The organism is Brevundimonas sp. Root1279 (genome assembly GCF_001425945.1).
Classification (GTDB): Bacteria; Pseudomonadota; Alphaproteobacteria; order Caulobacterales; family Caulobacteraceae; genus Brevundimonas.
Genome location: NZ_LMEB01000006.1, coordinates 327,128 through 347,612 on the forward strand (window position 1 = coordinate 327,128; position 20,485 = coordinate 347,612).

Annotated in this window: 23 protein-coding genes; 16 read left to right on the top strand and 7 right to left on the bottom strand. The window is 70.3% G+C overall.

All coding sequences use genetic code 11. The features are described 5' to 3' along the window. Positions 1-8: 8 nt before the first annotated feature. On the bottom strand, positions 9-482 hold the full coding sequence (locus ASC65_RS09560; protein WP_056451992.1) for an NUDIX domain-containing protein: 474 nt from the start codon (positions 480-482) through the stop codon (positions 9-11). 28 nt (positions 483-510) lie between these two features. Here ASC65_RS09560 and ASC65_RS17725 point away from each other — a divergent pair, with 28 nt between their 5' ends. The 7 genes from ASC65_RS17725 to ASC65_RS09590 all read left to right on the top strand — a co-directional run bounded on the left by ASC65_RS17725 (position 511) and on the right by ASC65_RS09590 (position 3,901). Beyond that, positions 511-642: a hypothetical protein gene (locus tag ASC65_RS17725; protein ID WP_268750059.1), complete on the top strand. Its 132-nt coding sequence runs from the start codon at positions 511-513 to the stop codon at positions 640-642. Then, on the top strand, positions 635-1,393 hold the full coding sequence (locus tag ASC65_RS09565; protein ID WP_082525964.1) for an SDR family oxidoreductase: 759 nt from the start codon (positions 635-637) through the stop codon (positions 1,391-1,393). Before ASC65_RS17725 ends, ASC65_RS09565 begins: the two co-directional genes overlap by 8 nt. 3 nt (positions 1,394-1,396) lie before the next feature. Continuing rightward, complete coding sequence (gene folB / locus ASC65_RS09570) at positions 1,397-1,792, top strand: dihydroneopterin aldolase (protein ID WP_235561463.1); 396 nt, start codon at positions 1,397-1,399, stop codon at positions 1,790-1,792. A 64-nt stretch (positions 1,793-1,856) separates the two neighbouring features. Continuing rightward, on the top strand, positions 1,857-2,516 hold the full coding sequence (locus tag ASC65_RS17585) for a hypothetical protein (protein WP_082525965.1): 660 nt from the start codon (positions 1,857-1,859) through the stop codon (positions 2,514-2,516). A gap of 10 nt (positions 2,517-2,526) precedes the next feature. Next, the gene (locus ASC65_RS09580) at positions 2,527-2,922 is read left to right on the top strand and encodes a hypothetical protein (protein ID WP_200939821.1); all 396 of its coding nucleotides are present in this window, start codon (positions 2,527-2,529) and stop codon (positions 2,920-2,922) included. A 114-nt stretch (positions 2,923-3,036) separates the two neighbouring features. Further along, positions 3,037-3,324 (top strand): GNAT family N-acetyltransferase, encoded by a 288-nt coding sequence (locus tag ASC65_RS09585; protein ID WP_082525966.1) that lies wholly within the window; start codon positions 3,037-3,039, stop codon positions 3,322-3,324. 52 nt (positions 3,325-3,376) lie between these two features. Next, on the top strand, positions 3,377-3,901 hold the full coding sequence (locus ASC65_RS09590; protein ID WP_056451994.1) for a hypothetical protein: 525 nt from the start codon (positions 3,377-3,379) through the stop codon (positions 3,899-3,901). Between the two features lies 1 nt (position 3,902). On the opposite strand, the gene ASC65_RS09595 is transcribed toward ASC65_RS09590, so the two are convergent. Next, the gene (locus ASC65_RS09595) at positions 3,903-4,904 is read right to left on the bottom strand and encodes an SDR family oxidoreductase (RefSeq protein WP_082525967.1); all 1,002 of its coding nucleotides are present in this window, start codon (positions 4,902-4,904) and stop codon (positions 3,903-3,905) included. A 90-nt stretch (positions 4,905-4,994) separates the two neighbouring features. Here ASC65_RS09595 and ASC65_RS09600 point away from each other — a divergent pair, with 90 nt between their 5' ends. Continuing rightward, on the top strand, positions 4,995-5,621 hold the full coding sequence (locus tag ASC65_RS09600; protein WP_082526001.1) for a DUF4126 domain-containing protein: 627 nt from the start codon (positions 4,995-4,997) through the stop codon (positions 5,619-5,621). A gap of 49 nt (positions 5,622-5,670) precedes the next feature. On the opposite strand, the gene ASC65_RS09605 is transcribed toward ASC65_RS09600, so the two are convergent. Beyond that, complete coding sequence (locus ASC65_RS09605) at positions 5,671-5,982, bottom strand: hypothetical protein (protein ID WP_056451997.1); 312 nt, start codon at positions 5,980-5,982, stop codon at positions 5,671-5,673. 187 nt (positions 5,983-6,169) lie between these two features. Continuing rightward, a complete protein-coding gene (gene dusA / locus ASC65_RS09610; RefSeq protein WP_056452672.1) occupies positions 6,170-7,168 on the bottom strand; it encodes a tRNA dihydrouridine(20/20a) synthase DusA in 999 nt (332 codons plus the stop codon). A 167-nt stretch (positions 7,169-7,335) separates the two neighbouring features. On the opposite strand from dusA, the gene ASC65_RS17590 reads away from it, so the two are divergent. Continuing rightward, complete coding sequence (locus ASC65_RS17590; RefSeq protein ID WP_235561464.1) at positions 7,336-8,280, top strand: DUF4142 domain-containing protein; 945 nt, start codon at positions 7,336-7,338, stop codon at positions 8,278-8,280. A gap of 7 nt (positions 8,281-8,287) precedes the next feature. Here the strand turns inward: ASC65_RS17590 and ASC65_RS09625 are convergent, their stop codons facing one another. Then, complete coding sequence (locus tag ASC65_RS09625) at positions 8,288-10,156, bottom strand: monovalent cation:proton antiporter-2 (CPA2) family protein (protein WP_056452003.1); 1,869 nt, start codon at positions 10,154-10,156, stop codon at positions 8,288-8,290. A 154-nt stretch (positions 10,157-10,310) separates the two neighbouring features. Here ASC65_RS09625 and ASC65_RS09630 point away from each other — a divergent pair, with 154 nt between their 5' ends. The 5 genes from ASC65_RS09630 (at position 10,311) to ASC65_RS09650 (ending at position 17,088) form a co-directional block, all read left to right on the top strand. Further along, the gene (locus ASC65_RS09630) at positions 10,311-12,179 is read left to right on the top strand and encodes a vWA domain-containing protein (RefSeq protein WP_235561465.1); all 1,869 of its coding nucleotides are present in this window, start codon (positions 10,311-10,313) and stop codon (positions 12,177-12,179) included. A 42-nt stretch (positions 12,180-12,221) separates the two neighbouring features. Next, the gene (locus ASC65_RS09635) at positions 12,222-13,412 is read left to right on the top strand and encodes a winged helix-turn-helix domain-containing protein (RefSeq protein ID WP_056452675.1); all 1,191 of its coding nucleotides are present in this window, start codon (positions 12,222-12,224) and stop codon (positions 13,410-13,412) included. A 268-nt stretch (positions 13,413-13,680) separates the two neighbouring features. Continuing rightward, on the top strand, positions 13,681-14,229 hold the full coding sequence (locus tag ASC65_RS09640; protein ID WP_056452009.1) for a TetR/AcrR family transcriptional regulator: 549 nt from the start codon (positions 13,681-13,683) through the stop codon (positions 14,227-14,229). Beyond that, positions 14,229-15,920: an MFS transporter gene (locus ASC65_RS09645; RefSeq protein WP_056452012.1), complete on the top strand. Its 1,692-nt coding sequence runs from the start codon at positions 14,229-14,231 to the stop codon at positions 15,918-15,920. The genes ASC65_RS09640 and ASC65_RS09645 overlap by 1 nt, the downstream gene beginning before the upstream one ends. Positions 15,921-15,954: 34 nt before the next feature. Next, positions 15,955-17,088 (top strand): HlyD family secretion protein, encoded by a 1,134-nt coding sequence (locus tag ASC65_RS09650; RefSeq protein ID WP_056452015.1) that lies wholly within the window; start codon positions 15,955-15,957, stop codon positions 17,086-17,088. 95 nt (positions 17,089-17,183) lie between these two features. Here the strand turns inward: ASC65_RS09650 and amaB are convergent, their stop codons facing one another. Then, the gene (amaB, locus tag ASC65_RS09655; protein WP_056452018.1) at positions 17,184-18,689 is read right to left on the bottom strand and encodes an L-piperidine-6-carboxylate dehydrogenase; all 1,506 of its coding nucleotides are present in this window, start codon (positions 18,687-18,689) and stop codon (positions 17,184-17,186) included. A gap of 90 nt (positions 18,690-18,779) precedes the next feature. Further along, positions 18,780-19,211 carry a hypothetical protein gene (locus tag ASC65_RS09660; protein ID WP_056452020.1) on the bottom strand — a complete coding sequence of 144 codons (432 nt, stop codon included), beginning with the start codon at positions 19,209-19,211 and terminating at the stop codon, positions 18,780-18,782. Positions 19,212-19,377: 166 nt separating this feature from the next. Between ASC65_RS09660 and ASC65_RS09665 the strand changes: the two genes are divergently transcribed. Then, the gene (locus ASC65_RS09665) at positions 19,378-19,788 is read left to right on the top strand and encodes a CBS domain-containing protein (RefSeq protein WP_056452024.1); all 411 of its coding nucleotides are present in this window, start codon (positions 19,378-19,380) and stop codon (positions 19,786-19,788) included. 101 nt (positions 19,789-19,889) lie between these two features. Then, a complete protein-coding gene (locus ASC65_RS09670) occupies positions 19,890-20,465 on the top strand; it encodes a hypothetical protein (protein ID WP_056452027.1) in 576 nt (191 codons plus the stop codon). The last annotated feature ends 20 nt before the right edge of the window (positions 20,466-20,485 follow it).

Below are 20,485 nucleotides of genomic sequence, written 5' to 3' on the forward strand. Positions count from 1 at the left end.
GCCGGCCCTCACCACGCCGGATCGCACGCCTGCCCGCCGAACACCTCCGCCAGCCGCGCCCGGGTCGCGCGGTGGGTGTCCTCGGGCAGCGCCGCGGGGTCGAACCAGCCGATCTCGGCGATCTCGTTCAGGTGGGTGCGGTCGGTCAGGCTGAAGCGGTCGATGCGGTAGACCAGGACGTGGTCGCCGCGGAAATGGCGCTCGCTGGAGTGGATGCTGACCAGGGTCGGGCGGCCCTCGATGAGCAGTCCAGCCTCCTGGCGCATCTCGTCGGCCAAGGCCTGCTCGGCGGTCTGGCCGCGCTCGACGCCGCCGCCGGGCAGCCACCAGCCGTGCAGATAGGTGTGCTTGACCAGCAGCACCCGGCCCTCGCCGTCGACGGCGATCCCGCGCACGCCCAGGGTCATGCCCCGGCTGATCCGCACATAGGTGAAGAACAGGGGCCGGATCAGGGGCTCGATGCGGGCGCGCCAGGTGGTCATGGGATGAACGATAGGGCCTGCCGCCCGCTTGAACAGCCGCGCCCGCCGCTTTATCAGCGGGCGCAACAAGGAGCATTCGATGCTGGCCCTCTACATCATCCTCGGTTTCGTCGCCGTCCTCGGCCTGATCAACTACCTCGAGTTCGGCCGGGTTGACTGAGTCCATCCGTCGCGGAGCCGCGCTGGTCACCGGCGGCGGCAAGCGCATCGGCCGGTCGATCGTCCTTGAGCTGGCGCGGGCCGGCTTCGACGTCGTCATCCATCACCGTGAGTCCGCCGCCGAGGCCGAGGCCGTGGCGGAGCAGGCGCGCGCGCTGGGCGTTCGCGCCGCGACCGTGGCCGCCGACCTGTCCGACGAGGGCGAGGTGCGCGGCCTGATCCCGGCCGCCGTCCTGGCCATCGGCGGGCCGCTGGCCGTGCTGGTCAACAACGCCTCGGTGTTCGAGGACGACCGCGTCGGCGGTCTCGGCCGTCACACCTGGGACGCCCACATCGAGACCAATCTGCGCGCGCCGATCGTGCTGGCCGAAGACTTCGCGGCCCAGGCGCCGGACGGCTCGTCGATCGTCAACCTGCTGGACCAGCGGGTCCTCAAGCCCGATCCGCGCTTCGTCTCCTACGCCCTGTCGCGCAACGGCCTGTGGTGGGCGACGCGCACCCTGGCCCAGGCCCTGGCGCCGCGCATCCGGGTGAACGGCGTCGGCCCCGGTCCCACCCTGCCCTCGACCCACCAGACCCAGGCCGATTTCGACGCCGAGGCGCGCAACACCCTGCTGGCCCGGCCCGGCAGCCCGCAGGCGGTCGCAGGGGCGGTGCGCTGGCTGATCGACGCCGAACTGGTGACCGGCCAGATGATCGCCGTCGACGGCGGCCAGCACCTGGCCTGGAAGACCCCGGACATCGTGGAGTAAGTCGTGGTCTCGTCCTCCCCCCTGCCCTTCCCGTCCAGCGAAGCGCCCCGTCGCGAAGGCCTGACCGTGTTCGTACGCGGGCTCGACGTGCACGCCGGCATCGGCGTCTACGACCATGAGCACGGCCGCCGGCAGCAGCTGGTCATCGACGCGACCCTGGAGCTGGAGCCGGCGCCGGTCGAGCGGCTGGCCGACACCATCAACTATGAGACGGTGGGCGAGGCCGCTCGGGCCATCGCCGACGAGGGCCATGTCGGCCTGGTCGAAACCTTCGCCGAACGCCTGGCCCTGGCCCTGCTGGCCGACCCGCGGGTGCGTCGGTGCACGGTGCGGATCGAGAAGCCGGGCGCCCTGGGCGACGCCGCCGCCGCCGGCTGCGAGATCGTACTCGCGCGCTGAGCCGTTCCCGGTTGCACGCCCGCCGCCGGGCCGTCATTCTGATCCCGGACTCGAAGGACCCCCGATGGCCGAACACGGCGATCCCCATGCGCCCGACGATCTCGACGACCTGATCGGCTTCGCCACCCCGGCGTCGCTGCAAGGCCGTACGCGCGCGCCCGAACCGGCTCCGGCCGCCCCCGAGATCGCCCGTGCGGATGCCCGGGACGAGCGCGAGCCCGACCTGTTCGACCAGCGCCCGGCGGCCGCCCCGGCGATGACCCGCCCCGAATCGGAGCTCGTCAACGATCCCCGGCCGCGCCCGGTCGAAGCGGGATCGATCGTCGAACCTTCGGCGGCCTTCCGCGACCGGCCGCCGCGCCGCGCCGAGTCCAAGCTTATCACCGGAGGCGGCATGAGCCTGTACGCTGTCTACGCCCTGATCCTGTTCGCCGTGCCGACCCTGGGGGTCTCGGCGGTGATCGGCCTGCTGGCCGTGACCGGCCGCGACGGTCCAGAGGATCCGGCGGCGCAATCGCACTTCATCTACCAGCAGCGGACGCTGTGGACCGCGGCCGTCGCAGCGGCGGCGGGCGTCATCCTGCTGGCCGCGCCGTTCGCGCTCGGCGTGCCGGTCCTGTTCGCCGCCGCCCTGTGGACCCTTGCGCGCGGCGCCGCCGGCGTCTGGGCCCTGCAACAGGGCAAGGCGATCAAGGATCCGCGCGGCTGGTGGATCCAATACTGAGGAGATCGAGATGACCGAGACCGCCCCCGAAGACCGCCGCGAGCCCAAATTCGCCGCCGGCCATGAAGAAGAAGGCAAGGTCGCCGCGGTCATCGCCTGGGCGCTCTACATCCTGTCCCTGCCTAGCGCGAACCTGCTGGTGCTGGTCGGGCTGATCGTCGCCTACGCAGGAAAGGGCGCCGCCACCGGCCTCCCGCGTCAGCACATCGAGGCGCAGATCAGCCTGTTCTGGTCGGTGTTCTGGTGGACGATCGGCCTGTGGATCGTGGCCATCGGCAGCTTCATCTCGATCATCCTGATCCCGCTCGGCTTCCTCTGCCTGTTCGCCCTCTTCCTGCTGACCGTCTGGTTCACCGTGAAGAGCGTCCTGGGCCTGCTCAATCTGCTCGGCGGCCGGGCCCCCTGATGCGCCGCGGCGACACGGTCAGACCAAATCTGACCTCACGCTGACCGGCGAGGAACAACCCGGGGTCGAAGGGGTTGGCGTAATGTCCGCCAACCGACACTTCACAGTAGCATCATGACCGACCTCCGCGACGTCATCGCCCGCCAGCGTTTCGAACAAGGGTTCACCGACGAGGAGGGCCAGACGCGCACCGTCTGGGCCGACTATGCGGTTCAGGGCGACGCTCGAATCATCCTGCACGTGGAAGCCGAACCTTCACTGCGCGGAACGGGCGCGGCGGCGAGCTTCATGCAGGCCCTGGCGGAGCATGCGCGGGCCGAGCGGCTGAAGCTGGTCCCGCGCTGCAGCTATGCGGTGGCCTGGCTGAAGCGTCACAACGAATTTCGCGACGTGGCCGCCTGACACTAGCGCTCGGCGGCGTCTCCGTGGTGAGTTGCACCCCTCGGGGGTGCTTATGTCCAATCTGTTCAAATCCATCGCAATCGCGGCTGTCGTCCTGCTCGCGCCCGGCGTCGCCGCGGCCCAGACCTGGACCGAGTTCACCGAGACCCAGGGCCGCGCGCTGGTCGACGTCGAGAACGGCGTGGTCAACGAGGTCAGCTACGACAATGACGGCCTGCAGCTGTGGGTCACCTTCGACGACTGGATGCAGGTCGTACTGATCGGCACGGACTGCGAGGGCGAAGGCGCCAAGCAGAAGTGCAAGTCGCTGGGCGTCAACGGCCTGTTCGAGGTCGATGACGTGGTCCACTCGCGGGAGCTGGAGAGCCGGCTGTCCTATCAGTACGTGGCCGATGCGGTGGAGGGCGACGACTATGTCATTCACCGCCAGATCGAGCTGGAGGGCGGCGCTTCCTTGGCCAACATCCGGGCGCAGCTGACCGGCTTCATCATCGTCGGCGAGAAGGTCTACCAGGACATCTGGCCGTCGAAGGACAGCCCGACCGCCGCGCCGCCCGCGCCGTCGAAGAGCCGCTAGGTCAGCCGCCGCCGTAGCCGCCGATGATCGGCAGCACCTCGCCGGTGATGTAGCTGGAGCACTGGGGCGAGGCGAGGAAGACGAAGGCCGGCGCAATCTCCTCGGGCTGGGCCGGACGTTTCATCACCGTCTGCGAGCCGAATTTGGACGTCGCCTCGGCGTCCTTGTCGGCGGGATTGAGCGGGGTCCAGACCGGGCCGGGCGCCACGACGTTCACGCGGATGCCGCGTGGGGCCAGGTGCGTGCCCAGCGAGCGGGCGAAGGCGTGGATGCCGCCCTTGGTCAGCGAATAGTCGAGCAGGTTCTCATTGCCCATGATGCCGGTGACCGAGCCGGTCATGACGATCGATCCGCCCGCCTTCAGGTGGGGCACGGCCGCCTTCACCAGGTTGAAGTAGCCGTAGAGGTTGGTCTTCAGCGTGCGATCGAAATGCTCGAGGGTCAGGTCCTCCAACGCCTCGACATGCTCCTGGAAGGCGGCGTTGGGCACCACCACATCGAGCCGGCCGAACGCGTCCAGCGTCGCCTTGACCGCCGCCTCCGAGAAGGTCGGGTCGGCGACGTCGCCTTTGAAGATGATCGCCTTGCGCCCTTCGGCCTCGACAGCCGCCTTCGTCGCTTCGGCGTCCTTCTCCTCGTCGAGATGGCAGATCGCGACGTCACAGCCTTCGCGGGCGAACAGCACGGCGACGGCGCGACCGATGCCGCTGTCGCCGCCGGTGACGATCGCCGCCATTCCGTCCAGCTTCCCCGAGCCCTTCCAGAAGGGGGCGTCGTACATCGGCGCGGGGTCCAGCGCCGCCTCATCGCCGGGCTTCCTCTGGTGTTGCTTGGGGAAGGGCGGTTCGGGGTATTTGCGGGCCCCGGCCTGGACCGCGCCCCCATCCTTTTCGCCTTCGTGCTTGTCGCCCCCGCCCTTGGAGTCCTTGGCGTCGATACCAGCCTGAATCTTCCGCTCCTGATCGGCGATCTTCTCGGCGCGGTCTTCGAAACGGTCGTCCATGGTCAGCTCCTCAAGGTCGGGGAGTGCTGAAAGCCGATGGAGCGGACCGGTGTTCCGCGCATTATCGCCACGCTGATTCAGGAGGGAGCCATGCCCGAGGTCGATCTGGAGTCCCTCAAGGCGGCGGCCGGGCCGCTGCAGATGTGGGTGCTGCCCGCCCTGTTGGGCCTGGGCCTGGCCTCGGCGACGGGGCTGCGCACCTTCCTGCCGCTGCTGATGCTGGCCCTGGCGGCGCGGTTCGAGATGTTCGGCGTGCGGCTGATCGAGCAGATGGACTGGATCGTCTCCTGGCCGGCCATCGCGGCCTTGGGCGTGGCGACGGTGGTGGAGTTCGCCGGCGACAAGATCCCGGCGGTGGACCACGCCCTGAACGCAGCCGGCTATGTGACGCGACCGTTGGCCGGGGCGGTGGCGGCGGGAAGCGTGTTCTGGGCGGTCGACCCGACGATGGCGGCGGTGGCCGGGCTGATTGTCGGCGCGCCGGCGGCCCTGGCCTTCAATGCGGCCCAGACGGGCGTGCGGGTCGGCTCTACGGCGACCACGGGCGGACTGGGCAATCCGGTGGTGTCCTTCATCGAGGACGTGCTGGCCTTCGTGACCGTTCTGATCGCCTTCCTGGCGCCAATCCTGATCCCGATCGCCCTGGTGCTTCTGGCCATCGTGGTCTTCCGCCTGGCCAAACGCCTTCGCACCGGGCGCGAGACGCGGCCCGCCTAGTCTTCGGCGTCCGGCCAGCCCCGGCCGGACGGGATCGCCTCCGCCCCTGTCAGAGCGTGCGGTTGACGATGACCTTCAGCGTCTCGGACTTGGCCGGCAGGTCCGAGGCGAGACGACCGGCGATCTCCCGGGCGCCGATCGGATAGGCGTCGCCCCCATCGGCGATCTCCTTGGCCAGGCGGGCGGCCTCGAGCAGAACGCGCTCAAGCGCCTCGACCTGTTCGACGGCCAGGGCGCGGGCTTCCATCTGCAAGCGACGGACCCGATCGGCGGTGGTTTCCGGGGTACGCATCAGATCGTAGACCTCCGCGTCGGTCGACACGATGCGCAGTCCGGGCTGGGCGGGTGGACGTTTAGGCATGACAAGCTCTCCTCCACCTGAGCCAATGCAAGGTCCGCGCCCCGCGTTCCCGTCCCGAACCCGGGTTTTGCGACTAATGCCGCGCTGTGGCGCCGTCGCCTCAGGGGGAACCCTGTCAGGTGGCTACTTGCCATTGTATCAAAACGGGAATTCTCGCCCAACGAGTCGCGATTTCGGGCCCATTCCGTCAGGCGGCGACCGTCCGTTCGGCGGCCCTTTGGGCGGCCTGTAGCTCGGCTTCGCGGACGGCCTCGACCGCCCGGTCGACGACCTCCAGTCCCGCCCCGGGACGGACGCCTTCGACGGTGAGGATGCGACGGTAGGCGCGGGCGCCAGCGCGGCCGTGCATCAGGCCGAGCATGTGGCGGGTCATGGCGGGCAGGTGGACGCCCTCCGCCAGCCGCGCGGCGAGGTAGGGCCGGTAGCGGTCCAGCGCCAGGAACGGATCGACGTCAGCGCTGTCCGCGCCATAGAGGCGGCGGTCCGCCTGACCCAGGATGGCCGGCTCGTGGTAGGCGGCGCGGCCCAGCATGACCCCGTCCAGCTGCGCCCCGTCCGCGGCGTCGAGATGCGCCTCGGCCTCATCGAGCGAGGCGATGCCGCCGTTGATGCTGATCGACAGGTGCGGCCGCTCGCGCTTCAGGCGGCGGACCAGGGCGTAGTCGAGCGGCGGGACGTCGCGGTTCTCCTTGGGCGACAGCCCCTGCAGCCAGGCCTTGCGGGCGTGGATGATGAACACCGAGACGCCGGCGGCGGCCGAGGCGTCGACCGTCTCGAACAGGCTGACCGCGGGATCCTGGTCGTCCACGCCGATGCGGCATTTGACCGTGGCGGGGACGGAGACCGCCTCGCGAATAGCGGCCATGCACTCGCCGACCAGAGACGGCTCGCGCATCAGGCAGGCGCCGAAGCGGCCCGACTGCACCCGGTCGGACGGGCAGCCGACGTTGAGGTTGATCTCGTCATAGCCGAAGGCGGCGCCGATACGCGCCGCCTCGGCTAGCTGGGCCGGGTCCGAGCCGCCGAGTTGCAGGGCCACCGGGTGCTCGAGCGCGTCGAAGCCCAGAAGGCGCTCGTGGTCGCCGTGGATGACCGCCGGGGCCGTGACCATCTCGGTGTAGAGCAGGGCCTTGGACGTCAGGGCGCGATGGAAGGCCCGGCAGTGCCGGTCGGTCCAGTCCATCATCGGCGCGACGGACAGGCGGCGGGCGGTGGCGAGCGGATCGGACAAGGACGGGCCGGAGCGGTGATCGAAGGCTGGGCCTCATACGCGAAACCGGCCGGGAAGGCGAACTCGGGGCTTGAGCGAGCGGCGCAAGCCGCTGAAGCTGCGGGGCGAACAGGAGACGCCGGATGTCGAACTGCGGCCATGGGACCACCGTGAACCGGGTCACGCCCGGCTCGAAGGGCTGCCAGGAATGCCTGGAGACGGGCGGCTGGTGGGTGCATCTGCGGCTCTGCCGGAGTTGCGGCCACGTCGGCTGCTGCGACGACTCGCCCAGCCGCCACGCGACGGCGCACTTCCGGGCGACGCACCACCCGATCATCGAGGGCTACGATCCGCCCGAGGGTTGGGGCTGGTGCTTTGTCGACGAGGAATTCGTCGATCTGCCCGACAGACGCCGCAACTGGGGCCGATCCCGCGCTTCGTCTGAGCTCGCCCGGGGGAACCGCGGCCTGCACCGCTCGGTTTCCCGTCCTCAATACGGAGGACCCCCGATGTTGAGACTCCTTCTCGCAGGCGCAGCCTGCACCATGCTGCTGGCCGCCTGCAATCAGCCAGAGACGGCCCCCGAACCCGTCGACAAGGCGCAGGACATGGCCTCCGCCGCAGTCGGGCAGGCGTCAGCCGTCGCCGACGCGACCACCGTCACCGGCTACGCGACCGGCACGGGCACGGGCGACCTGTACGAAATCCAGTCGGCCCAGATCGCCATCGAGCAGTCCAAGAATGATCGCCTCCAGCGCCTGGCCAAGGCCATCCTGACCGAGCACACCGCATCGAACACGGCGCTGAGGGCGGCGCTCAACCAGGTCGCGCCGGACACGCCTGCGCCGACCACGCTCGACGAGCGACGTCAGGGCCTGATCGACAATCTGCGCTCGGCCGCGCCGGCCAATTTCGACACCACCTGGCTGGACCAGCAGATCGCCGCCCACCGCGAGGCCCTGGCGCTGCAGCGCGCCTTCGCCAACCAGGACTCGCCGCTCGCCGCTCACGCCCGCGCCGAGATCCCCAAGATCGAGGCCCATCTGCGCGAAGCCGAGGCGATCAAGGCGGGCCAGCCCGCCAACTGACCGGCGATCAGCTCCCGGCCTGTTCCCGCTCTTCCTCGGCCTCGCGTTCGAGGGCGGCGTCGGCCTCTTCGTTGAGCGCCTGCCCCTTGTGGCGAGGCTTGATGTAGGGCTCGGGAGCGGTTGTGCGGATGTTGCCGCGCATCAGCGAGCGGCCACCGGTGATGCCCTCCACCAGCTGGATCGAGAGGCGCTTCTCGTCGCGCTTGCGCACGTCGTCGATGGTCTCCTCCGCCTCCTGGTGGCTGAAGCCCAGGTCGATGAGCACCTGATAGCCGAACACCAGGGCGCTCTCGAAGGTCTCGCGGATCTGGTACTCGACCCCGGCCTGGACCAGGCGGATGGCGTGGCCGCGGTCGTAGGCGCGGACGAACAGCTTGGTCAGGGGGAACTCGGACTTGACCAGTTCGACGATGCGGTCGGCGACCTCCTGCTTGTCGACGCAGACCAGGATGGTTTCGGCCTCGCCGGCGCCTGAGGCGCGCAGCACGTCCAGCCGCTGGCCGTCGCCGTAGTAGACCTTGAAGCCGAAATTGCCGGCGGCCTGGATCATCTCGACGTCCATGTCGATGATCGAGACGTCCACGTCGCGCGCCAGCAGCGGCTGGGACACCACCTGGGCGAAGCGGCCGAAGCCGATGATCAGCACCCGCTCGCGCAGGTTCTTGGCCCGATCCACGCCGTCGGCGTCGTCGGGGTTCAGGGTCGAGGCCGGCATGAACCGGCCGACCGCCAGGGTGGTCAGCGGGGTCAGGGCCATCGACAGGATGACGATGGCGGTCATCGAGGCCGAGATGCGGGCGTCGAAGATGCCGACCGCCAGGGCCGCGGCGTAGAGGACGAAGGCGAACTCGCCGCCCTGGGCGAACAACACGGCCCGCTCGACCGCCTCGCGCTCGCTGGCCTTGAAGATGCGGGCGATGCCGTAGATGGCCACCGCCTTGACCGCCATGAAGGCGATGACGCCGCCGACGATGACCTGCCAGTCGGTCAGCACTACGGTCAGGTCCAGCGACATGCCGACGCTGAGGAAGAACAGACCCAGCAGGATGTTGCGGAACGGCTCGACGTCGGCCTCCAGCTGGTGGCGGAAGGTCGACTCCGACAGCAGCACCCCGGCCAGGAAGGCGCCCATGGCCATGGACAGGCCGCCGAGGTCCATCAGCCAGGCGGCGCCGACCACGACCAGCAGGGCGGCGGCGGTCATCACCTCGCGGCCGCCGTACTGGGCCAGGACGCGGAAGATCGGATTGATCAGATAGCGGCCCGCCAGATAGACGCCCGCGACCGCGGCGATGGCCAAGGCGGCGGTGCGCCACAGCGGCGGGGCGGTGTCGCCGCCCAGGCCCATGGCCCCGGCCATGACCGCCACCACCGCCAGCAGCGGCACGATGGCCAGGTCCTCGAGCAGCAGGATGGAGACGGCGCGCTGGCCCTGGGGCGTGCCCATCTCGCCGCGCTCGTCGACCATCTGCATGATCACGGCGGTGGAGCTGAGCACGAAGCCCATGGCGGCGATGAAGGCCACCGGCAGGCTGAGGCCGCCGGCCATGCCGGTCAGGGTCAGCAGGCCGCCCGCCGCCGCCACCTGGGCCGCGCCGAGACCGAAAATCTCCTTGCGCAGGCTCCACAATCGCGTCGGCCGCATCTCCAGGCCGATGATGAACAGGAAGATGACCACGCCGAACTCGGCGACGTGGAGAATGACCTCGGGCTCGCGGAACAGGCCGAAGCCGAACGGGCCGATGGCCAGGCCGGCGGCGAGATAGCCGAGCACCGAGCCGAGCTTGAGCCGACGGAACAGGGGCACGGCCACCACGCCCGCGGCGAGCAGGGCGGCGATATGGCCCAGTTCGAGTCCGCCCGTCGGTTCCGCCATCTCGATTCCCTGTCAGCCTGGCCGTTCATAGTGGGGACGGCGGCCGCGAAGCGCCACCCCGCAAGATCAGGGTTCGTCAGGGGACGCGGGCGGCGATCGGCGGGAAGGTGCAGGATACGCAGGATAGAGGGACCCTCGCATGACCGCCCACCCGATGAGACGCACATTGGCCGCCGTGCTGGCCGCCTCGATCGCCGCCCCCATGGCGCCCGTTCCGGCCCTGGCCGCTGCGGCGCCCGACCGGATCGTCGACGGGGAGGTCTCCTACGAGGCCTGCGCCGCTGTCGGGGTCCCGCTGCGTCCGGAGCTCCGGCCGGAAGCGAACTACCGCGCCCGTCCGATCGGCGGCGCCGCGACCATGGCGCCGAACATGCCCGTCCCCGCGCCGCCGCCTCCGCCTCCGCCTCCGCCTCCGCCGCCTCCTCCCCCTCCCCCGCCGATGAGCGCCCCGGCGCGCGCCGAGCAGGAGATGTCGATCGACGAAGTCGTGGTCAGCGGCAATCGGATCGACCGCGGGGCCGTCTACTCGGCAGCGCCGCCGCAGGCCGACATGGCCGGCAAGCGGGCGCCGACGCCGATATCGCCGCCGATGCCGATCCCCGCCGACACCGAGCGCTATCTGGACGCCACCCCCAATCCCGTGCGGCGCGTGGCCGAGGAGCCGGTCTCGACCTTCTCGATCGACGTCGACACCGCCAGCTACGCCAACGTCCGCCGCTTCATCGACGAGCGCCACGCGCCGCCGGCCGACGCTGTGCGGGTCGAGGAAATGGTGAATTACTTCGACTACGGCTACGCCCGGCCGCGCTCGGCGGACGAGCCGTTCGCCATCACCACCGAGGTGGTCGACTCGCCGTGGGCCCAGGGGCGGCAGATCGTGCACGTGGCCCTGCAGGGCTATGAGCTGCCCGAGGCCCAGCGCAAGCCGCTGAACCTGACCTTCATGGTCGACGTCTCCGGCTCGATGATGAGCGACGACAAGCTGGCTCTCGCCAAGCGCTCGATGAACCTGATCATCGACCGGCTGCGTCCGCAGGACACGGTGGCGGTGACCTATTACGCCTCAGCCGTCGGCACTGCCGTGGGTCCGACGCCGGGGACGCAGAAGCTGAAGCTGCGCTGCGCTGTCGAGGCCCTCGACGCCGGCGGCTCGACCGCCGGGGCGCAGGGCATGGTCAACGCCTACGCCCAGGCCGAGGCGGCCTTCGGACGCGACAAGGTCAACCGGATCCTGATGTTCACCGACGGCGACTTCAACGTCGGCGTCACCGACAACCAGCGGCTGGAGGACTATGTCGCCGCCAAACGCCAGACGGGCATCTATCTGTCGGTCTACGGCTACGGCCGCGGCAACTACCAGGATGCGCGGATGCAGGCGATCAGCCAGGCCGGCAACGGCGTGGCGGCCTATGTTGACGACCTGAACGAGGCCCGCCGCCTGTTCGGCCCGGCCTTCGACCGGGGGGCCTTCCCGATCGCCGACGACGTCAAGATCCAGGTCGAGTTCAACCCGGCCCGCGTCGCCGAGTACCGGCTGATCGGCTACGAGACCCGCGCCCTGAACGAGGAAGACTTCAACAACGACCGCGTCGACGCCGGCGAGGTCGGCTCGGGCGCCTCGGTGACGGCCCTGTACGAGATCACCCCGGTCGGCGGTCCGAGCCAGATGCCCGAGCGCCGCTACAACGACAACCGCATCGGCGTCGGGGGCGGTGATCCGACGGGCGAGATCGGCTTTGTCCAGGTCCGCTACAAACTGCCCGGCCAGGACCGCTCGCGCCTGATGCAGCGGACCGTGGCCAGCGGGACCAGCCGCCCCTCGGAGAGCACGCGCTGGGCCCTGGCCGTCGCCGCCTTCGGCCAGAAGCTGCGCAACGATCCGTGGCTGCCGGCGGACTACGGCTGGGCCTCGATCCTGTCGCAGGCGCAGGGCGCGCAGGGGGCCGACCCCTACGGCGAGCGGGCCCAGTTCGCCCAGATGGTGCAGGCGGTGCAGGGGCTCCCGGCGCAGGGTCAGCCGTAGTACGAATGCGGGGATGATCCCCGCCCTTCGAGCCCGGCCTTGGTGACAGAGACGCTCTCGGCCAAGGCCGCCCGCCGCATCGCATTGTCCGCTCAAGGCTTCGGCCGGGCCCGCCCTGCGGCGCCCGGCCGAACGCATGTCCGCGACCTGGTTCGCAAGCTGGGCGTGGTCCAGATCGACAGCGTCAACGTGGTGACGCGGACCCACTACCTGCCCGCCTTCTCGCGGCTCGGGGCCTATCCGAGAGAGGCGCTGGAGGCCGAGGCCTGGGGGCCGAAGCGCAACCTGTTCGAATACTGGGGCCACGAGGCCTCGCTGCTGCCGATGGAGCTGCAGCCGCTGTTCCGCTGGCGCATGGAGCGGGCCCGCGAGGGAGCGATGTGGACCGGACTGGCGCGCTTCGGGCGCGAGAAGCGCGACTACATCGACGGCATCCTGGAGCAGATCGAGCAGCGCGGCCCGGTGACCGGCGGCGACTTCGCGGAGGGGCCCCGAGGGCAACCCGGCTGGTGGTCCTGGTCGGACGGCAAGCGGGCCCTGGAGTGGCTGTTCTGGGCCGGGCTGATCACAACCAAGACGCGGCGCGGCTTCGAGCGCATCTACGACCTGACCGAACGCGCCCTGCCCGCCCGCATCCTCGACCTGCCCACGCCCACCGAGGCCGACGCACAGCGCGAGCTGGTGCGCATCGCCGCCCGGGCCATGGGCGTTGCGACGGAGGCGGACCTGCGGGACTATTTCCGGCTGCCGCTGGCCGACGCGCGGGCGCGGATCGCCGAACTGGCCGAGGCCGGGGAGCTGACCCCGGTCAAGGTCGAGGGCTGGGGCCGCAAGGCCTGGCTGGCGGAGGGCGCCAAACAGCCGCGCAAGATCGAGGGGGCGGCCCTGTTGTCGCCGTTCGACAACCTGATCTGGGCCCGCGACCGCACCGAGGAACTGTTCGGCGTGCGCGTGCGGCTGGAGATCTACACCCCGGCCCCCAAGCGGACGCACGGCTACTACGTCCTGCCCTTCCTCGAGAACGAGACGATCACGGCGCGGGTCGACCTGAAGTCGGACCGCAAAGCGGGGGTGCTGCTGGTGCAGGCGGCGTGGCGCGAGCCGGACACCGGGCCGGATACGGCGGCGCGGCTGGCGACGGAGCTGCGGCTGATGGCGGGCTGGCTGGGGCTGGAAGGCGTCGAGGTCGTCGGCAAGGGGGATCTGGCGGAGGCGCTGGAGCAGGCGCTCTAACCGGTCTTGTCATCCCCGACGCCGCGCAGCGGCGATCGGGGACGTTGCAGTTCAACATTCTCACCCTCCCGGAAGCTGCGCAGCAGCTGTCCGGGAGCCGGGACGGTCTAGCCGTCTCCCGGATAATCGCGCCGCGATTTCCGGGAGCTCTCAAACGATCAGCCGACCCGTCCCCGATCGCCGCTACGCGGCGTCGGGGATGACAACTGAGCAAAATCTGAGACCGCCTCTTGAACAAGTGGACACCACTGTCCACTTACGCGCCATCATGGATCGTCCGCTGAGAAAAGACGCCGCCGACCGGCGCGCCGCCCTGCTCCAGGCGGCGCGGGCCGTGTTCGCGGAAGAGGGCATCGACGCCCCGCTTGACCACATCGCCGAGCGGGCGGGCGTGGGCCGCGCGACCCTGTACCGGAACTTCCCCGGCCGCACCGAGATCGCCCTGGCCGTTCTGCTCGACGACGTCGCCGAGCTGGGAGAGCGCTTCGCCGCCCCCGCCGAGCCCGACGCCTTCCTGGACTTCATCACCGCCCTGTCCGAGCGGCTGGTCCGCAACACGGCCCTGGGCGGCGTGGTTCGCGCCGCGCCGTCGGCGGAAATCCTGACCCCGTTGCGGGCCGCCATGATCGAGGCGGCTACGCCGTCGCTGAAGCTTTCGCAGGCGGCCGGGACGGTGCGGGGCGACCTGGAGGCGTCGGACATCCGCGTCCTGGCCTCGATGTTGGGCGCCGGCCTGCACAACGCCGCGCCCGACGAACGGAACGCCATGGCCCGCCGCACGCTGGAGCTTGTGCTGGACGCCGTGAGGGCGCGCTGATGAGCCGCCGGAACTTCCACCTGCCGTGGTCGGACTATGTCGAGACCCTGAAGCCGCATGAGCGGCCGATGATGCCCGGCTCGCCGGCCACGCCCGACCACACCCTGCGCTACCGGCTGGCCTATGCCGCCGTCGGCCTGCTGGTCACCGCCACGGGCGGCATCGGCTCGGCCATGATCAGCGCCAACACCCAGCAGGTGGCCGGCGCGCTCGGCGCCTCCGTGGTCGAGGCGGCCTGGCTGCCGGTCGTCTTCGTGATGACCAACGCCTGCATGAACCTGTTGCTGATCAAGTTCCGCCAGCAGTACGGGCTGCGGCTGTTCGCCCAGATCTTCCTGGTCGCCTACGCCGTGATCGGCGTCTTCGCCCTGTTCTTCGAGGACTATCAGTCGACGCTGGTCCTGCGGGCCTTCGCCGGCATGGCCTCGGCGGCCCTGACCTCGCTGGGCATCCTCTACCTGATCCAGGCCTTCCCGGCCGCCCACCGGCTCAAGGGACTGGTGCTCGGCATCGGCGCCTCCAGCCTGGCCATCCCTGCGGTGCGGTTGTTCTCGAACCACCTGGTCGAGCTGTCCGAATGGCGCGGTTTCCACGTGTTCGAGCTGGGCCTTTCGCTGATCTCGCTCGCCGCCGTCCTGGCCCTGCGCCTGCCGCCGTCGGAGAAGTTCAAGACCTTCGAGAAGCTGGACTTCGTCACCTTCGCCCTGTTCGCCCCGGGCATCGCCCTGCTGTGCGCCGTGCTCGGCCTCGGCCGGGTCGTCTGGTGGACGGAAGCCGCCTGGATCGGCTGGGCCCTGATCGGCGCCATCGTGCTCCTGACCGCCGCCCTGGTCGTCGAGTACAACCGCGAAACGCCGCTGATAAACCTGAAATGGATGGCCGGTCCGGACATCGTCCGCCTGGCCTTGGCCATCGTCGGCGTGCGCATCGTGCTGTCGGAACAGACCGCCGGCGCCGTGGGCCTGATGACCATCCTGGGCGTCGGCCCGGACCAGATGCACGGTCTGTTCCTGCTGATCCTCGTGGCCACCGCCGCCGGCACCCTGACCAGCGCCTTCACCCTCAACATGGCCAAGCTGAACAAGCCGATCGCCATCGCGCTGGGTCTGATCGCTATCGGGGCCTTCATGGACGCCCATGCCACCGTGCTGACCCGCCCGGCCCAGCTTTACTTCAGCCAGGCGCTGATGGCCTTCGCCGCCGCCTTCTTCATCGGCCCGGCGATGCTGCAGGGCGTGGTCCAGGTGCTCCAGAAGGGCGCCCAGAACATGGTCAGCTTCATCGTCGTCTTCGGCCTCGGCCAGAACCTCGGCGGCCTGCTCGGCTCGGCCCTGATCGGCACCATCCAGACGGTGCGCGAGCGCTATCACTTCAGCCAACTGTCGGAGGGCATCAACCTCGGCGATCCCGACGTCGTCCTGCGCCTGCAACAGCTGTCCGGGGCCTATGCCCGCGTCATCGGCGACCCGGCCCTGCGCGCCCAGCAGGGTCAGGCGCTGCTGCAGCAGCAGATCACCCAGCAGGCCCATGTGCTGGCCTACAACGACGTCTTCCTGCTGATCGGCGTGTTCGCCTCGATCGGCTGCCTGTGGGTGACCTTCAACCACTTCCGGCCGCGACTGGCCGCCCGCCGCGCTGCACGCGCCGCAGCGGACAACGACGCCGCCTCGGCGGCGGCGGCCGTCGACTGAACCTTCTCCTCCCCCCTCCGCTCGAACCGTAGCCATGACCGACACCGTCGCCCCCGTTCCTCCCGCAGATCCGGCCCCCGCCGGACCGCCCGCGCCCCAGCCCGCGCCGACCCCGACCCCGGCCGGGCCGCCGCGCAAGCGAGTGCTGTTCAGCGTCGTGCTGGCGCTGGCGGCCATCATCGGCGTGGTGCTGGTGCTGTGGGCCTGGCGCCTGCCGCCCTTCGCCTCGGGCGTGCAGCACACGGACAACGCCTATGTCCGCGGTCAGGTGACGGTGATCGCCCCGCAGGTGACCGGCTATGTCACCTCGGTCGAGGTGCAGGACTTCCAGACCGTGAAGCAGGGCCAGCTGCTGGCCACGATCGACGACCGCATCTACCGCCAGAAGCTGGAGCAGGCCCGGGCGCAACTGCACGCCGCCCAGGCCGCCCTGGCCAATTCGGCCCAGAGCCAGACCTCGGCCCGCGGCTCGGTGGCCCAGACCGAGGCCTCGATCGCCGCCGCCCGCGCGGCCGTGGCCAAGGCCCAGGCCGACCACGAGCGCGCCCGCACCCTGTTCGAGGGCGGCTGGGTGGCCCAGGCCCAGGTCGACGTCACCCGCAACGCCCTGCAGGCCGCCCAGGCCCAGCTGGCCGCCGCACGCGCCGCCGAGGGCATCGCCGAGACCGGCGTGACCAGCGCCGTGGTCAGCCGCGGCTCGCTGGAGGCGGCTGTCGAGAACGCCCGCGCCCTGGTTCATCTGGCCGAGATCGACCTGGCCAACACCCGCATCGTCGCGCCCCGCGACGGTCGTCTGGGCGAGGTCAGCGTACGCGAGGGTCAGCAGGTCGCCGTCGGCGCCCAGCTGATGGCCCTGGTCCCCGACCGCATCTGGGTGACGGCCAACTTCAAGGAGAACCAGCTCAAGGACATCCGCGTCGGCCAGAAGGCCGAGCTGTCGGTCGACGCCTTGGGCGGGCAGGTGCTGACCGGAACGGTCGAGCAGATCGCCCCGGCGACGGGCTCCGAGTTCAGCGTCATCCGCCCCGACAACGCCACCGGCAACTTCACCAAGGTCGCACAGCGCGTGCCCGTGCGGATCGCGCTCGATCCCGGCCAGGAGGGACTGGACCGGTTGCGGCCGGGGCTGTCGGTGGTGGCGCGGGTGGATACCCGGGAGAGGGGTTAGGTTCTAGGGGCTAGGTTCTAGGGAAGGATGGTCCGAGGGCAGCGCGCAACTGCCGTCTTCCCTAGAACCTAAAACCTAGCCCCTAGCACCTCCCGTCAGACGTCGAACTTCACCCCCTGCGCAAGCGGCAGGTTGCGGCTGAAATTCACCGTCTGGGTCTGGCGGCGCATATAGGCCTTCCAGGCGTCGGAGCCGGATTCGCGGCCGCCGCCGGTGTCCTTTTCGCCGCCGAAGGCCCCGCCGATCTCGGCGCCCGAAGGGCCGATATTGACGTTGGCGATGCCGCAGTCCGAGCCCCAGGCCGAGAGGAAGGCTTCCGCCTCGCGGACGCTGTCGGTGAAGACGCAGGACGACAGGCCCTGCGGCACGGCGTTCTGGACGGCCACGGCCTCGTCGAAGTCGGACCAGGTCAGGACGTAGAGGATCGGTGCGAAGGTCTCGTGCTCGACCACCGCCGTCTGGGCCGGCATGCGCACGATGGCGGGGGTGACATAGACGCCGTCGCGTTCGACGCGGGTCCCGCCGACGACGATCTCGCCGCCCTGCTCTGCCGCCTGTTTCAGGGCGGCCTCGAATCCTTGGGCGCTGGCCTCGTCGATCAGCGGGCCGACCAGGGTGCCGCTCTCGCGCGGGTCGCCGATCGGCAGGGTGGCGTAGGCCTTCTGCAGGCGGGCGATCAGGGCGTCCGCCACGCTCTCATGGACCAGCAGGCGGCGCAGGGTGGTGCAGCGTTGGCCGCAGGTGCCGACCGCCGAGAAGGCGATGGCGCGCACGGCCATTTCCAGGTCCGCGGAGGGGGTGACGATCATGGCGTTGTTGCCGCCCAGCTCGAGCAGCGAGCGGCCGAGGCGGGCGGCGACGGTCTGGGCCACGGCCTTGCCCATGCGGGTCGAGCCGGTGGCCGAGACCAGCGGGATGCGGGCGTCAGCGGCCAGGGCCTCGCCGACGTCGCGACCGCCGATGACCACCTGCGACAGGCCGGCCGGGGCCTCCTCGCCGAAGCGGGCTAGGGCGCGCTCGAACACGGCCTGGGTGGCCAGGGCGGTCAGCGGGGTCTTCTCCGACGGCTTCCAGATCACCGGATCGCCGCAGACCAGGGCCAGACAGGCGTTCCAGGCCCAGACCGCGACCGGGAAGTTGAACGCCGAAATGACCAGCACCGGACCCAACGGCTGCCACGTCTCGCGCATGTGATGCCCCGGCCGCTCCGAGGCCAGCGTCAGTCCATACAGCTGGCGCGACAGGCCGACCGCGAAATCACAGATATCGATCATCTCCTGGACCTCGCCGAGGCCCTCCGAGACGATCTTGCCGGCTTCGAGGGTGACCACGCGGGCCAGGTCGTCCTTGGACGCGCGCAGCTCCTCGCCGAACAGGCGGACCAGCTCGCCGCGACGCGGGGCCGGGAGGCGCTTCCAGGCGTGGAAGGCCTCGACCGAGCGGGCGGCGACGGCGTCCAGCTCGGCGGCGGCCGTCTCGCGCACCGCAGCGCCGGCGGAGCCGTCGATCGGCGAGCGGGTGGCGAGACCCTTGTCCGCGAAGGCGGCGTCGGTCACGCCGAGGCGGGCGAGAATGTCACGGGTTTCGGCGGCGGCGGTCATGGTCGGGCTCCGGGCAGGTCCGCCGCGACTTACCGGGGCCGAGCGCAAAGAGAAAGGCCGCCGCGTCGCCGCGACGGCCCTTCCGTCAGGTCACCAGCGCGACCAGGGGTCGCTGCGCAGGCTGTACTCGATCCGGTCAAGCCGGGCGTCCAGGTCGCGGGCCTCGCGGGACGACAGGCCGTTTCGGGCGTAGCGCCATTCGAGGTTGCGATACTGGTTCATGGCCGCCGACAGGTTACGCGCCTCGCCACGGCTCAGGCGGCCGCTGTAGGCCAGCCGCTCGATGTGGTTGTTCAGCGCAGCGGCGCGGTACTGCAGGTCGCGGCCATAGGCGTTGCTGTAGCCGCGGTCGTAGCCGTAGCCGTTACCGTAGCCATAGCCGTTACCGTAGCCATAGCCCTGCTGATAGCCCGCCGAGCCGATGCTGATGCTGAAGCTCTGGGCTAGGGCGGGCGTCGTCGCCGCAAGGGCCGCGGTCGCGACCAGGGCGGGAAGCATCGCCTTGCGAAGGGCGGTCTTCATGGTTTCTCTCCTCGTTCGCGGCCACGAGATGGGCCGTTATCCGCAAGAGACCACGGTCGGGCTGACCCTCACCTGATGGGCTCGTTGTCTGAGCGTCAGGTTTATGGCCGGAACCCGCCCCCGGGCCGGGGGTTCTGGAAGCCGACAGTCAAGATGGAGAGTCCCGATGAAGGTACGTGACGTGATGAGCAAGGACGTGCAGGTGGCGCGCCCCGGGGACAGCCTGCAGGAGGTCGCCGGACGGATGGCGACCGGCGATTTCGGCTTCATGCCGGTCGCCGACGGGGACAAGCTGATCGGCACGATCACTGACCGGGACATCGCCGTGCGCGCGGTCGCCGGCGGCGCTTCGCCGACCTCCCCGGTGATCGAATACATCACCCGGGACGCCCACACCGCCCACGCCGACGACGATCTGAAGACCGTCCTGGACGCCATGGGCACCCGCCAGATCCGCCGCCTTCCGGTGCTGGACAAGCACGACCGCCTGGTCGGCGTCGTGTCGCTCGGCGACCTCTCGACCCGGGTCAAGGAGCGCTATGCCGGTGAAGCGCTGGAGGACATCTCGCGCAGCTGACGCCCGCCCGGCCGGGGTACGGTTAAGCGCCGTTCACCCTATCGCCAAACCGAGCGTTCACACGCGCCCGCCATCCTGCCCGTCCGAGACGGGAGAAGCTGATGGCGCGCGCGCAATTCCAGAAGGGCCAAAAGGTCTGGGTCGAGTGCGTGGGCGCATGGGCCCAGATCGAAAAGGTCCAGCCCGTCTGGGCCAAGGGCTTCGAAGAGCCCGTGCGCGTCACCTACGACGTCGGCCTGGGCCGGGAATTCCTGGGCCACGAACTGCTGCTGCCGACCGAGGACCCGGCGGTCAACGCGGGCGACAGCTGGCGGCTGATGCGGGCGCGGAACAAGTGGCAATCAGCCGACGACTGCCCGCACCACCCGTTCCCGGGCACCTATCCGGTGGTGGTGACGGACAAGGCGGACTGGGGCGGCTGGCGCGTGCCGGGCGCGGAATACGACCGCGACCCGGACCAGATCGAATTCCAGGCCCGCCTGATCGCCTCGGCGCCCCGGCTGATGGCGCTGGCCCAGCGCATGGCGGCGGCGGTCGAGGACTCCCCGGAAGACGCGCCGCCGGAGATGCAGCTTCTGGCGCGCGACGCCCGGGCCCTGCTGAAGGCCGTGACGGATGTGCTGGCCGCGCCGAACGAAGGCGGTCTTTCGGGACCGGCGGCCAGCCGCGCAGCCTGACGCCCCGATCCCCAGGGACC